The 13,273-nt window shown below is 70.0% G+C and carries 12 protein-coding genes and 1 tRNA gene; 6 read left to right on the forward strand and 7 right to left on the reverse strand.

All coding sequences use genetic code 11. The annotated features are described in order from the left end of the window. Positions 1-186 precede the first annotated feature (186 nt). From ACZK5D_RS00295 to ACZK5D_RS00305, 3 genes are all read left to right on the forward strand, one after another. Positions 187-1,548, forward strand: coding sequence for an ATP-binding protein (locus tag ACZK5D_RS00295; protein ID WP_463663875.1), 1,362 nt, complete (start codon positions 187-189; stop codon positions 1,546-1,548). A gap of 66 nt (positions 1,549-1,614) precedes the next feature. Continuing rightward, complete coding sequence (locus tag ACZK5D_RS00300; protein ID WP_463663876.1) at positions 1,615-2,817, forward strand: cation:proton antiporter domain-containing protein; 1,203 nt, start codon at positions 1,615-1,617, stop codon at positions 2,815-2,817. A gap of 159 nt (positions 2,818-2,976) precedes the next feature. Then, positions 2,977-4,284 carry a hypothetical protein gene (locus tag ACZK5D_RS00305; RefSeq protein ID WP_463663877.1) on the forward strand — a complete coding sequence of 436 codons (1,308 nt, stop codon included), beginning with the start codon at positions 2,977-2,979 and terminating at the stop codon, positions 4,282-4,284. A 77-nt stretch (positions 4,285-4,361) separates the two neighbouring features. Here ACZK5D_RS00305 and ACZK5D_RS00310 read toward each other — a convergent pair whose 3' ends face one another. The 4 genes from ACZK5D_RS00310 to ACZK5D_RS00325 form a co-directional block, all read right to left on the reverse strand. Continuing rightward, complete coding sequence (locus ACZK5D_RS00310) at positions 4,362-4,772, reverse strand: Hsp20/alpha crystallin family protein (protein WP_463663878.1); 411 nt, start codon at positions 4,770-4,772, stop codon at positions 4,362-4,364. 128 nt (positions 4,773-4,900) lie between these two features. Then, on the reverse strand, positions 4,901-5,554 hold the full coding sequence (locus tag ACZK5D_RS00315; protein WP_463663879.1) for a 2'-5' RNA ligase family protein: 654 nt from the start codon (positions 5,552-5,554) through the stop codon (positions 4,901-4,903). A gap of 113 nt (positions 5,555-5,667) precedes the next feature. Next, positions 5,668-6,228 carry a hypothetical protein gene (locus tag ACZK5D_RS00320; protein WP_463663880.1) on the reverse strand — a complete coding sequence of 187 codons (561 nt, stop codon included), beginning with the start codon at positions 6,226-6,228 and terminating at the stop codon, positions 5,668-5,670. A 311-nt stretch (positions 6,229-6,539) separates the two neighbouring features. Beyond that, positions 6,540-7,202, reverse strand: a complete 663-nt coding sequence (locus ACZK5D_RS00325) for a TetR/AcrR family transcriptional regulator (protein WP_463663881.1) — start codon at positions 7,200-7,202, stop codon at positions 6,540-6,542. Between the two features lie 56 nt (positions 7,203-7,258). Here ACZK5D_RS00325 and ACZK5D_RS00330 point away from each other — a divergent pair, with 56 nt between their 5' ends. From ACZK5D_RS00330 to ACZK5D_RS00340, 3 genes are all read left to right on the forward strand, one after another. Next, positions 7,259-8,158, forward strand: coding sequence for a class I SAM-dependent methyltransferase (locus tag ACZK5D_RS00330; RefSeq protein WP_463663882.1), 900 nt, complete (start codon positions 7,259-7,261; stop codon positions 8,156-8,158). A 188-nt stretch (positions 8,159-8,346) separates the two neighbouring features. Then, positions 8,347-8,706 carry a cupin domain-containing protein gene (locus ACZK5D_RS00335; RefSeq protein WP_463663883.1) on the forward strand — a complete coding sequence of 120 codons (360 nt, stop codon included), beginning with the start codon at positions 8,347-8,349 and terminating at the stop codon, positions 8,704-8,706. 95 nt (positions 8,707-8,801) lie between these two features. After that, complete coding sequence (locus ACZK5D_RS00340) at positions 8,802-10,274, forward strand: DUF1254 domain-containing protein (RefSeq protein ID WP_463663884.1); 1,473 nt, start codon at positions 8,802-8,804, stop codon at positions 10,272-10,274. Positions 10,275-10,471: 197 nt separating this feature from the next. Here ACZK5D_RS00340 and ACZK5D_RS00345 read toward each other — a convergent pair. The 3 genes from ACZK5D_RS00345 to ACZK5D_RS00355 all read right to left on the reverse strand — a co-directional run bounded on the left by ACZK5D_RS00345 (position 10,472) and on the right by ACZK5D_RS00355 (position 13,261). After that, positions 10,472-10,559 (reverse strand) — tRNA-Ser (locus ACZK5D_RS00345). Between the two features lie 80 nt (positions 10,560-10,639). After that, entirely contained in the window at positions 10,640-11,785 is a 1,146-nt protein-coding gene (locus ACZK5D_RS00350) for a L,D-transpeptidase (protein WP_463663885.1), read from the reverse strand. Positions 11,786-11,911: 126 nt separating this feature from the next. After that, the gene (locus tag ACZK5D_RS00355) at positions 11,912-13,261 is read right to left on the reverse strand and encodes a Na+/H+ antiporter family protein (protein ID WP_458994839.1); all 1,350 of its coding nucleotides are present in this window, start codon (positions 13,259-13,261) and stop codon (positions 11,912-11,914) included. Positions 13,262-13,273: the final 12 nt, after the last annotated feature.

Consider the following 13,273-nt stretch of genomic DNA (forward strand, 5'->3'; position numbering starts at 1 on the left):
CCGCAAGGGTGATCCGCGAGGGCACCAGCTGGGGCAAGGATGGTGGAGGGCCTCTGCCAAGGCTCTCCCCGACTCCGGCGCCGTCGCCCGGGCCGAGTTCGAGGCGATGAGGCCAAGGCGCTGGCCTGAGCCGTCGGCCGGAGAGCCGGCCGCGGCTCCGGCAACCATCATGAGAGGCACGACCGTATGGCAAGCCAGGAGACGCAGTTCGGGTTCGCGAGGTCCTCGGACGGCCGGACGTTCCGGGTTCAGGTGGTCGCCGACGAGCTGCAGGTAGGCGCCCTCGTGGCGCTCCGGACGACGGGCGCCACCTTCGTCGGACAGGTGCTCAGCGCGGGCGAGGACCTCCCCGCCATGGGGGTGGTCCTCGGTGAACTCACCGATGAAGGGCTCGCGAAGGAACGGCGTCCCTTCGCAGACGCCGCCGTGTTCGGACTCACCGCCGGGCAGGTGGAGTCACTGCAGGCGTCCGGGGGCGCGTCGCTTCCCGTCGGCCGATGGCAGCTGCCGGGTAATGCCGGCGTCCTGAAGCTGAAGCCCCAGGGGTTCAACCGCCACACCTTCCTCTGTGGGCAGAGCGGGTCGGGCAAGACGTACGCACTGGGGGTCATCCTTGAACAACTGATCCTCGCGACCAGGCTGCCCATGGTGGTCCTGGACCCGAACGGCGACTACGTCAGCCTCGGCGCTCCCCGCGCGGACGCACCGGCGGCGCCGGCCGAAGCCATTCGATCGACGCCGATGGAGGTGCGGGGCGCGAACGGCCCGGACCGGCTCACCGTCACCTTCATGGACCTTCCTCCCCGCATCCAGGCGGCCGTGCTGGAGCTGGACCCGATCCGCGACCGCAGCGAGTATGCGGCGTGGATGGAGATGGATGTGTCCAGCATGCGGCAGGACTCCGCCGGCACTATCGAGCAGCTGCTGACCGGCGACGAGGAGCACCGGGCGTTCGGACAGCGCCTGACCAATCTCGGTGTCGCGTCCTGGCCGGTCTGGTCGAAGGGGGTGGTCGAGCCGACACCGGAGCGGGAGCCTCGGGTGCGCATCTTCGACCTGTCCGAGTTCGAGAACCGCTCCGAGGCGCTGATCGCGGCGATCGCGATGGTGGAGACCCTCTGGATGAACAGGGCCGACCGCCGACCCACCCTGCTGGTGATCGACGAGGCGCACAACCTGTGCCCGGCGGACCCCTCGACTCCCCTGGAGCGGGCTCTCGTGGACCGGCTGATCCAGATCGCGGCCGAGGGCCGCAAGTACGGCCTCTGGCTGCTGCTGTCCACCCAGCGCCCCTCGAAGGTTCACCCGCAGGTGGTCTCCCAGTGCGACAACCTGGTGTTGATGCGGATGAACTCACCCGCGGACCTCGATGAGCTGGGCAGGTTCTTCGGGTTCGTGCCGCGCGGCATGCTCGACGCCTCGCCGTACTTCACTCAGGGCGAGATGCTCGTCGCGGGGGGTTTCGTCCCCGTTCCCAGCTTCGGCCGGGTCGGCCAGCGCCTCACGGTCGAGCCGGGCACCGACGTGCGGGTGCCCATGCCCGAGTGAGCGGGGCGCCGTCGCCAGTCGCGGCGGAGTAACGCCGGACCCGGTACAGGAAGGACGCAGAGACCCATGGAGACAGGTGTGGACCTCCTCGTAGTAGCGGCCGTCGCCGGCGCGTTGGTGCTGTGGGCGCTGCTGTCGGGCCGCCTGGAGCACTGGAACATCTCGGCACCGATGTGGTTCGTCGCGATCGGGTTCGTCCTGGCCAACGGGCCCGGCTGGATCGACGTCGGCCTGGGGAGCCTCGCACTCCGCGAGCTGGCGGAGATCACGCTGGCCCTGGTGCTCTTCAGCGACGCCGCCCGAGTCAACGTCGGTGGCCTGCGCCGCGACGCCGGCCTGCCGACCCGCCTGCTGGTGCTCGGCCTGCCGTTGACGATCGCGCTCGGGACCCTGCTCGCCCACCTCGTGTTCCCGACGCTCAGCTGGTGGGTCTGCGCCGTGATCGGTGCTGCCGTCGCCCCTACCGACGCGGCCCTGGGGGCGGCCATCATGGCCGACGAGCGTGTGCCGGAGCGGATCCGGGTCCTCCTCAACGTCGAGAGCGGGCTGAACGACGGCATCGCCACTCCTTTCGTGAAGTTCTTCCTGGTGATGGCCGTGGTGGGGACGACGCTCGAGACCGAGTCCGAGGGGGGTGCCCTGCTCGAGCTGGCGGTCGGTGCGGCGGGGGGTGCGGCGATCGGGTTTGCCGCGGGCCGGCTGCTCCAGGCGGCAGGCAGGGCCGGGTGGGCCTCGTCGGCCTACCGGTCCGTGGCCGTGCTGGCCACGGCCCTCCTGGCCTACGCGGCGGTGATCGAGGTGGGCGGCAACGGCTTCGTCGGTGCCTTCGTGGCCGGCCTGGGCTTCGGGGCCGCGACCGATGAACACGTCGAGTCGTCAGTCGAGTTCACCCACTCCGCCGCCGACATGGCCTCCCTCGTGGTGTGGTTCATGTTCGGTGCCGTCATGCTGCCGGTCCTCCGATTCGCGCAGTGGCAGGACTTCCTGTTCGCGGCCCTCGCGCTCACTCTCGCCCGGATGCTGCCGGTCGCGATCGCGCTGATCGGGGCCAAGCTGGACCTGCCGACCGTCGCGGTGATCGGCTGGTTCGGCCCGCGCGGCCTCGCCTCGGTCGTCTTCGCCCTCCTCGCCTTCGACGGACTGCTGCCCGAGGATGGGGTCCGGGTGGTCAGCATCATCACCGCGACCGTGGTGATGAGCGTGGTCCTGCACGGTGCCACCGCGGCTCCGATCAGTTGGCGGTACAGCCGCGGCGCGACGGTTGCCTGACGACGGCGAAGTCCGGCAAGTAGAGCCGACATGCCGTTCACGTCCATGCAGCCCACAGGCTCGTCCAGTGCCCGGATCCACGGGGCAACCACCCCGGTGGGGGGAAGCACACTCCTTCGTCGCAGGCGAGAATCAGGCATCACCCTAGAGGAGGATCCGATGGCGGCAGAGCGTGAACCAGGTCCGGACCCGCAGGCGCACCCCACCGGGCCGGGGGCAGTTGAGTCGGAGTCGACGGCGCAGCGCAAGCACCGCTCGCGCCGACACTGGCCGCGTACGATGCTGGCGACGCTGCTGATCCTGCTGGGCACTCTTCTGACCCCCGTCGCGGCTGTCGGTGCATGGTCGCAGGTCGCGCTGACCGACACCGACGCGTTCGTCGCCACCCTGGCGCCGCTCGCGGAGAATCCGCGGGTGCAGGACTACATCACCGACCAGGCGATGGTCGCGATCGAGGAACGGGTCGACATCGACGGCCTCGTGGACGAGGTGGTCGACGGTCTCTCCGACCTGGTGACGCGCCCGGTCGCGATCGCGGCCCTGGAGGCCGTGCGTGAGCCGGCGGTCGCGGGCGTGCGGTCGAGCATCCGGCAGGCCGCTGAGCGGGTGATCCGCTCGGAGGAGTTCGCCGTCGTGTGGGAGCGGACCCTACGGCTCTCGCACGGGCAGCTCATCGCCGGCCTGCAGGGCGACCCGTCGGCGACCGTCAGCATCTCGGAGCAGGGCCTGGGCCTGCGCGTCGGACCGATCGTGGAGGAGGTTCGATCCGCCCTGACGAGGGAGGGGTTCGCGCTGGCCGCCCGGATTCCCGAGGTCGACAGGACGATCGTCCTCGTCCAGCCCGAATGGCTCGGGGAGGCCGTTGTGGCATACCGGGCCACCGTCATTCTCGGCTCCTGGCTGCCGGTGGCTGTCGTCCTGCTGATGGCCGGCGGCATTCTTGCGGCCGTGAGCCGCCGTCGCGCCGCGGTGTGGGCGGCCGCCGGGCTGGGTGTCGGCACCCTCGTGCTCATGATCGCTCTGTCGATGGGGCGCACCGTCGCAGCGCTCGCGGTCCCGCCGAGCCGGATGCCGCAGGACGTGCTGGGGCTGTCGTACGACACGCTGGTGCAGGGGTTGTCCGACATCGCGGCGGCGCTGCTGACGCTCGCGACGGTGGTGGGGCTCACCCTCTGGCTGACCGGCCCGTTCTCCGGCGCCGGGAGGCTCCGCGCCGTCGGCACGAACGTTCAGCGCGGGGCGCACGCCTGGGCCGACCGGCACGGGCTCTCGACGGGTGGGTTCGGGGTGTGGCTGCACCGTCGACGGACATGGCTCCGGGTGGGCGTCGCGGCGCTGGCCGTCGTCGCGCTGCTGGCGGTGCGGCCCATCTCGGTCGGCGACGTGCTCGTGGTCACAGGGGTGTCGCTGGGGGTGCTCATCCTGCTTGCCCTGGCCGAGCGGCCCGGACCTGAGGGCGGGCTCTGAGCATCTGAGGATCGCATGATCGCCTCGCCGTCGCGGCGGTCATGCGATCCGTCAGGGGCGCCCGACGGCGCGGCCGTTCACCCTCGGGTGATCGGGATCTTCGACGGCTCCGGCGCGGCCACCTCGGCCACCGGAACCCGGACCTCCAGCACACCGTCCTTGTAGGTGGCGGTGACGTCGTCGGGGCTCGCGCCCGGCGGGAGCTTCACCGACCGGTAGAAGGATCCGTACTGGAACTCCGAGCGGTAGCTGTCCTTGTCCTTGTGCTCGGACTTGGCCTGCCGGTGCGCCTTGATGCGCAGCTCACCGTCGGCGATGGCGATGTCCACATCCTTGTCCGGGTCGATGTCGGGCAGCTCCGCCCGGACGACAAGGGTCTTGTCCTCCTGGAACTCCTCGACGCGCAGCCACGACTTGTCCACGTCACTTTCGAACCACCGCTGGACCATCTCCTGGAAGTCTGGCCACTCACGGCGTACCAGTGCCATGACGAACTCCTCTCCTCACCGGGGTGACCGGGTGTCACCCCGCTCACCTCCGCGTCTGTGCAGGAGGCTCTGATTCGATTCTGCGCCGGTCCCAGGGCAGTGTCAACGAGGTACGGGAGTCTCCGTCGTCAGAGGTCCAGACCCGGGATCCGGGCCTCAACCGACCACGTGCCGCCGGCGAGCGAGAGCCGTCCCACGGTGGTGAGTGGGCCGGCGATGTCGTGCGTCTCGTAGGCCATCAACGCCCACTCGCGCACCTCGAGAATCACATCCGGGGGCCCCCAGGCGTCGGCGCGGGCGGCCATCTCGGCCAGTGGCCGCGACACCGAGTAGTGCCCGACGGTGACGTGCGGCACGTATCCGCCCGCGTACGGTGAGCCGGCCATGAGCGCGGTGTTCGCCGCGGCCAGCGCGGGGGCGGAGGCGCGCAGGTACGGCACCATCGGGAAGGTGCCCCAGCCGCCGACGGCGACCTCGAACGGGCGTTGCGCGAGGCCGCGCAGCCTGGCGAGGTCGTCGGCGAGCCTGGCACGGGAATAGGGCTCGTCGACCGGGCGGGTTCCCGGCAGCGCGACCGGGCCGGCGTAGGCCAGCGTGATGTGGGGTTGGCGCTCATGCCGGGGGAGCAGCACGTCGCCCCAGTGCCCCCGGGCGGAGGACACGGCCGCGCGCACCTCGTCGACGTCGGCCTCGACGGCCCACACCAGCGCATGACGACAGCCGCCGTGCCATTCCACGAAGTCGCGGTCCTCGCACGCGACACTCTGATCAGGCGCGTTCATGGCGCAGAACCTACCCACCCTTGTGGCCGGATGTGCACTCCGCCGCCGCTCTCCCCGCCGCTCGCGCGGCTCCGCGCCCCGGCGGCGTCCCCGATCTCCCGACGCGGCGTCGCTCAGGCCGTCGGCTCCGAGTCGGCGACCAGCGTCATCAGGCCCCGCCGCGCCTCCTCCACCTGCGCACGGGCGGAGCGGAGGCGGTCTGATCCTTCGGTCGGCGGGAGGCGGGTCTCCGCGTCGACGGCGGTGACCAGCGTGGCCAGTGCCGAACGCCACTCGGTCGCCGCGGCCTGGCGTTGACCGCTCGCCTTGACGACGGCGAGCTGGCGCAGCTCCTCCTCGACCACCAGCAGCCTCGGGCGCCCGGCCTGCCACAGCTCGGCCGCCTCCGCCGCCGTGGAGGCGGCCAACACCCGCGGGAGCAGCTCGGTGTCCGTCCAGGTGAGCTCGCTGCGGACCAGCTCGAAGCGCCTGTCGATCACGTTCGCCGCGGCCCTGCTGCGCGACCACATCATGGCGGCCATCGCCAGGCCGCCGCCGACGGCGAGCAGGACGAGCAGCCACCACAGGCCGCCGTCGTCGGTCTCGCTCGGGGCGGGCTCGGGGGACGCTTCAGGGGCGGGTGAGGCGGCAGGGGTGGTCTCCGCGGGCGGGTCGCTCGACGGCGAGACCGTCACGGTTGCCGTTGCCGTTGCCGTTGCCGTTGCGGTGGTCGTTGCCGTTGCGGTGGCCGTCGGGCGGGAGAGCGAAGGAAGCGCCGTCGGCCTGGCCGGTAGGGAGATCGACGGCAGGGAGGTGACTTCGGGTAGCGAGCCTGATCCGCATCCGGCAGTCAGCGCCAAGACGATGAGGACGGCCGCGGCTGACACCCGGCGGCCCGTCAACCCTTGAATTGTCATGTCCGCTCCGCTCCGAGGCGCCTCCGCCGGCCTCGCGCCGGTGATCGACAGCTAAGGGTGGCACAGTTGCGGTGGTTGAGGCCGCCGGTTCAGGCCGGTGGCAGGAGCTGGTCCCGACAGGCCTGGACGAACCACGCCTCCCACTCCTCGGGGGACCAGAGGCACCGGTCCACGAGGAGGAGCCAGACGTCCGGGTGGTTGAGCGTCCACAGCACGTCGGTGGCGCGCCGGACGTCCAAGCCGGGGCGCAACCCGCCGTGGGCCTCGATGCTCTCGACGATGACCCGCTGATTGGCCCAGTAGTCGGTCTGGATCAGTTCCCAGAGCGCGGCCAGGTCCTCGTCGACCGGCGCTGAGTCGCGGATCACCTTGAGCAGGAGCCCGATGCGGGTCTTGATCACCCGTGAGCTCTCGGCGGTCATCTCGAGTTGGCGTCGCGGATCAGGCTCTGACAGAACCGCCTGGTACCAGCCGCGCTGGGCCACAGGGGTGTCGTCGAGATCGCCCTTCAGGGAGAGATCCCAGACGGCTCGCAGGAGCCCGGACTTGCTGGCGAAGGCGTTGTAGACCGTCTTCAGCGAAATGCCCGCCCGGGCCGCGACCGCGTCCATGGTGGTGGCGACGTAGCCCTGCTCGATGAACAGGGCGCGAGCGGCGACAGCCACCGCGATCCGGCGGTCCGCGGCCGCCCGCGAACGTCCGGACGAGTCGTAGGGGCGGGGGGTCTTGACTTCGTCGGGCAAGGAGCGCACGCTTTCAGTATTCGTTACTCATGGAGTGTAACGAATTATCGGGAAGCAGGTGTGACATGTCATCAGAGTCTGCCCGGGAACCGTCGGGCCAGCAGGTCCGGGCTCGGATCCACCACATGTGGGGGACGGTCGCGGCCTCGTGGGACCGCCATTCGGACCAGGTGGAGCAACGGGCGGCGGTGGTGAGCCGCATCATGGTCGAGGCCGTCGCTCCGGCGCCCGGCGACGATGTGCTCGAACTCGCCTGTGGGGCGGGAGGCCTCGGGCTCGCCATCGCAGAGCGGGTCGCGCCCGGAGGCAGCGTCGTCCTCTCCGACGTGGCGCCCGCGATGGTCGAGATCGCCGCCGCCCGGGCCGGTGCCCTCCCGCGCGGCGGCGAAGCGCCCGTCCCGGTCCGTGCGCGGGTCATCGATCTGGAGCAGATGGACCTGCCGGACGCCTCGTTCGACGTCGTGGTGTGCCGCGAGGGATTGATGTTCGCGCTGGACCCGGCCCGGGCGGTCAGCGAGATCGCCCGCGTCCTCCGGCCCACGGGGCGTGTGGCCATCGCGGTGTGGGGGTCACGGGACCGCAACCCCTGGCTCGGGGTGCTGGCGGATGCCGTCCAGGAGCACACCGGAACCCCGGTTCCTCCGCCTGGGGTGCCCGGACCCTTCTCCCTGGGCAGGGAGGGCGCGCTGGCAGGGCTGCTGGCCGGCGCCGGCTTCGAGGAGATCAGGGTGGACGCGGTCGAGTCGCCGACTCACGACGACTCCTTCGAGGACTACTGGCAGCTCCGCACGGCGCTGGCCGGGCCCCTGAAGTCGCGCCTGGACGCACTGCCACCCAATCGCCTGGCTGCGGTCAAGGAGACGGTCCGCGAGGGGGTGTCGCGGTACCGTCACGTCGACGGGCTCACCATTCCCGGCCTGGCCTATGTCGCCTCCGCCCGTCGTCCCGCGGGAGTGTCCCGCTGAGCGCCGCCGTCGTGGCTGGGAGTGGACTGCGGCGAGACAATCCGCCCCACCGGCCGGGGCTTCCAATCAGCGTCTGACAACGCTTGGGATGCACTTTCCGCGGCTGCCGCCGCACGAGGTCATCGTGCCCTTGACAGTGGGCGGCGCCGTCGTACATTGAGGTCGTCGTCAACCAGAAGGAGCCTGCGATGGCCGGTGCGGAGTTGAAGAATTTCAGCAATCCTGACGAGGTCCGGGAGTTCCCCCTGGGACGGGCGGACATCGTCTCGATCGGGGGCGGCCAGGTAGCGCTGCTCACCCTTCAGCCCGGCTGGAGATGGTCCGAGCACGTCAAGCCGGTGGCTGGAACGGAGCTCTGCGAGGCGCCCCACTTCCAGTACGTGATCTCCGGCCGGCTGCGCGCGCGGATGGCCGACGGCGCCGAGTTCGAGGTGGGCGCCGGCGACGTGAACCTGCTGCCACCAGGGCACGACGGTTGGGTCGTGGGCGACGAACCCGCCGTGGTGGTCGACTGGGGTGGCGCTCACGTCTGGGGCAAGCCGGCCTGACAACCGCCTGACTGGAGACATCACCCCCTGAGGGTGAGGCCGGGCGCGGCGGCAGGTAGGAGAGTGTTGTCCATCGGCGTCGACGGAGGTCTCTGATGAATGACCGTATGGGTGTCCCGGTTGGATACAACACTCCGATCCCGCGGCCGCTCCTGACGCCGGACGTGGTCGAGACGCGAGTCGGCCGCCTGGAGTTCGCCGATGGCGTGCCGACGCAGCAGACGGCGCGCGCGTTGTGGGATCACATCGACTTCGTCCGTGGCGTCGAGGTGTTCCTCAACTGCATCCCGGCGGCGTCGCTGGAGGCGATGAACATCGGGATGCAGTCAGTGGGCCTGGACGGGTGCCACAAGGTCGCCATAGCCGACGGGCTGCTGGGCTCCGATCCACTTTTCCTGACCGGAAATACTGACACGGTGTACGCGTCGGCCATGATCGACCTGGAACGCGACGGTCCGACCGTGGTCGAGGTGCCCCCGGGGTGTGGACCTGGGACGGTCAACGACGCGTGGTTCCGGTTCGTTGTCGACATGGGTGCGCCCGGACCGGATCGCGGCGCCGGCGGGCGCTATCTGATCGTCCGGGAGGACGACGACTGCGAGGTCCCGGAGGGGATGTTCCAGGCGCGGACGCCGAGTTCGGTGAACTGGCTGATTCTGCGGGGCTTCCTCGTCGGTGGCCGCCCGGACGCCTCGGCCGCCATGTTCCGTGAGGGCCTGCGGATCTTCCCGCTGGCGGCGATGGACGACCCGCCTGAGATGGAGTTCACGTCGATCAGCGGACGGGCGTTCAACACGATCCACGCCAACGACTTCTCCTTCTACGAGGAGGTCGACGCGGTGATCCAGCGCGAGCCGATCGCTCTGATCGATCCGGAGACCCGCGGCCTTCTCGCTTCGATCGGCATCGAGAAGGGCCGGCCGTTCGCCCCGGACGACCGGATGCGGGCCATCCTCGGCGACGCCGCGGCGGTGGCCAACGCGACCGCCCGGGCAATCATGTTCCGCAACCGGGACCCCGAGGCCCTCCTCTACCACGACCGGCGCTGGGTCACCGCGTTCGTCGGAGGTGACTACCGCTGGCTACGAGACGCCGGCAACGGGGGGCGCCACCTCGATGCCCGGACGCTCTTCTTCTACCTGGCGACGGTGAACACCCCGGCGATGGCGGCGAAGATGGTCGGAGTGGGATCGCAGTACGCCGGGGCGATGGTCGACGTCAACGGAGACGCCCTGGACGGCGCGCGGCAGTACCGGCTGCGCATCCCCGCTGAGGTTCCGGCCAAGGACTTCTGGTCGGTCGTCGTGTACGACCCGCAGACCCGATCGGAGTTACAGACCGGCCAGCCATTCCCCAGCCGCAACAGCGAACGCGACGACCTCCGCTCCAACGACGACGGGTCGGTCGATCTCTACTTCGGACCCGCCCCCCAGAGCGGATATGAGAACAACTGGATCCAGACCGTCCCCGGCAAGAGTTGGTTCACGATCCTGAGGCTGTACGGCCCGCTCGACGCCTGGTTCGACCAGACCTGGCGCCCCGGCGACATCGAGCCCATCACGACCTGACGAGTCTCTGACCCAAGGGATCGGGACATCTGCCCATCGCCGATAGGGTTCGGTATGCGGCACACGCGACCGCTTCGGCGGTGTCCGGGTGGCCTCGGCCCGCTTCCGAGGACGCCTCACGCGGCACGAAACATGTACAGATGCCGAACCTGTCCAGAGACAGCGATTCCCGCCCTGCGCAGGGCGGGAATCGAAGGTGGCGGAGGATACGAGATTCGAACTCGTGAGGGCGTTAACCCAACCCGCTTTCCAAGCGAGCGCCATAGGCCTCTAGGCGAATCCTCCAAGAGGAGACCCTACCGGAGCGGGTGACGCTCGCTCAAATCGCAGGCCGGACCTGAACCGGGCCCGGCCTGCGATGACGATCAGTTGTAGACGATGACCTTGTCACCGACGCGGGCGAGGTCGAACAGGCGGGCGATCGCCGCCTTGTCGCGGACGTTCACACAGCCGTGGGACGCGCCGTTGTACCCGTTGCGGGCGAAGTCCGCCGAGTAGTGGATGGCCTGGCCGCCGCTGAAGAACATCGCGTACGGCATGGGGGTGTGGTACAGGCTGGACACGTGATCCCGCGACTTCCAGTTCACCTGGAATGCGCCGTTGCGCGTCGGCGTCAGCTCGGAGCCGAACCGCACGTCGACCACCACGTCCACCTGGCCGTTGACCACCCAGGCCATCTTCCGCTGGTTCTTCGACACGCAGAAGGCGCGGCCGGTCATGCAGCGGGAGTCGAGGCGGAAGCCCTTCTGGGTCAGCGAGTTGCCGACGATGGGCTGCGGCGTCGAGGGCGACGGCACACCCGACGGGGTGGGCACGGCGGCGGGGATGGTGGTGACGGCCGGGCGCGCGTCCGAGGAGAAGTTGACGAAGCCGTTGAACCGCCAGTCGTAGACCTGCTGGACCTGGCCACCGACCAGCGTGGGAAGCGCGCCCCAGATGTAGGAGCGGCAGGCCCCGGTGCCGGTGGCAGCGGTGTTGCACTCGTTCTTCCAGCGGCGGCCGTCCTCGGCGTACCAGGAGTTGGTGGAGGCCAGCCGGTTCCCCGCCCACATGCTCTCGGGGGAGGGCAGGTAGGTGAGGTTGTTGAACGTCCAGGTGTTCTGCTTGTACCACTTGTTGTTGATCCGGACGATCACCGTGGCATAGATGTCGGTGAAGCAGCGCACGATCGTCGAGGAGTACATCTCGCAGCGGGTCTTCCACCAGCGGCCGTTGACGTTGTGATAGCCGGGGGTGACGTAGAGGGCCTGCGCAGGTGTGAGCGCGGCGGGCGTGGTGGAGGGGGCCGGCGCCGCGGTGGTGGGGGCCGCCGTGGTGCTGGTGACGGTGGTCTCCGGATCCGGCGTGGCGGACTCGGTGCCCGGGTCCACGGACTCCTCGGCCGGCGTCGCGGCCGCGGTGGTCTGGACCACCGGACCGTCGGTCGGCGCCAGGGTCTCCGCCTGCGCCAAGGGCGCGATCATCATCAGGCCGAGCGCGGCCACGGCCGCCCGCCTCAGAACTGTACGCATATCGATCAGGTCCCCCTTGTGTGTCGACCACCGGGAGTCATGCTAAACCCGCCCCCGGTGCGAGCCGAAAACGGCGGCTCGTCAGTCCTACGCCTCGGACCCTCGGGTTGGTTGCACCGGATCGCGTCAGAGCACCATGGCCGCGACCCAGCCCGCCGCCAGCAGGGGAAGGTTGAAGTGCAGGAAGGTGGGGATGACGGTGTCGCGGATGTGGTCGTGCTGACCGTCGGCGTTGAGGCCGGCCGTGGGGCCCAGTGTCGAGTCGGAGGCGGGCGAGCCGGCGTCGCCGAGCGCGCCCGCGGTGCCGATGATGGCCACCGTCGCGACGGGGGAGAAGCCGAGGGACACGCAGAGCGGCACGTAGATCGCGGTGATGATCGGCAGCGTCGAGAACGAGCTGCCGATGCCCATGGTCACCAGCAGGCCCACGAGCAGCATGATGAACGCCGCCATGCCCCGGTTTCCGCCGAAGAGCGCCGCGGAGCCCTCGACCAGGGGCGCGATCTGGTCCGTGGCCCGCATCACGGAGGCGAAGCCCTGCGCCGCGATCATGATGAGCCCGATGAGCGCCATCATGCGCATGCCGCCGGTGAACACCTCGTCGGCGTCGCGCCACTTCACGGCCCCGGTGATGATGAAGAGGCACAGGCCCAGCAGCGCGCCGACCAGGAGCGGGTCGGCGTCCGAACCGGCGAACGTCAGCCAGGCCTGGACGCCGAACGAGACCACGATCGCGGCCAGCGCGACGACGATGCGGAAACCCTTGATCTCCTTGGGCGCGTCGTGGTCCACGACGGCGTCCCGGTCGTAGTCCCTCGGCCGGCGGTAGGTGACGAACACCGCCAGGAGAAGGCCGACCACCATGCCCAGCGCGGGGATCCCCATCGCCGACATCACGTTGACGCCGCTCACGTCGAGGCCGGAGGCGATGATGTTGCCGTAGAGGATGTCGCTGAGGAAGATCTTGCCGAACCCGATGGGCAGGAACATGTAGGTGGTGACCAGGCCGAACGTCAGCACGCTGGCCACCGCCCTGCGGTCGAGACGCAGGCGGTTCATGATGATCAGGAGCGGCGGGATCAGCAGCGGGATGAACGCGATGTGCACCGGGATCAGGTTCTGGCTCATGATCGACATCACGAGGGTGCCGCCCAGCAGGCCCGCCGTCGTCCAGCGGGTCACCTTCTGCGACGTGGTGAGGTCGTCGCCGTCGAGCCTGCGGATGAGCCAGTTGGCGAGCAGCTGCGGCAGGCCTGAGTGAGCCACCGCCATGGCGAAGGCGCCCAGAAGGGCGTAACTGAGCGCGATCCGCGCCCCGCCGGCCAGGCCGTCCTGGAACGCCACCATCGTGGCCTCCAGCCCCAGGCCGGCCGCCAGGCCGCCCACGAGCGCGCCCAGGAACAGGGCGAGGACCACGTGCACGCGTGCCACGGAGAGCACGAGCATCACGACAACGGAGAGCACGACGGCGTTCACGGCAGACCTCAG

The organism is Tessaracoccus yangjingae, from assembly GCF_055326235.1.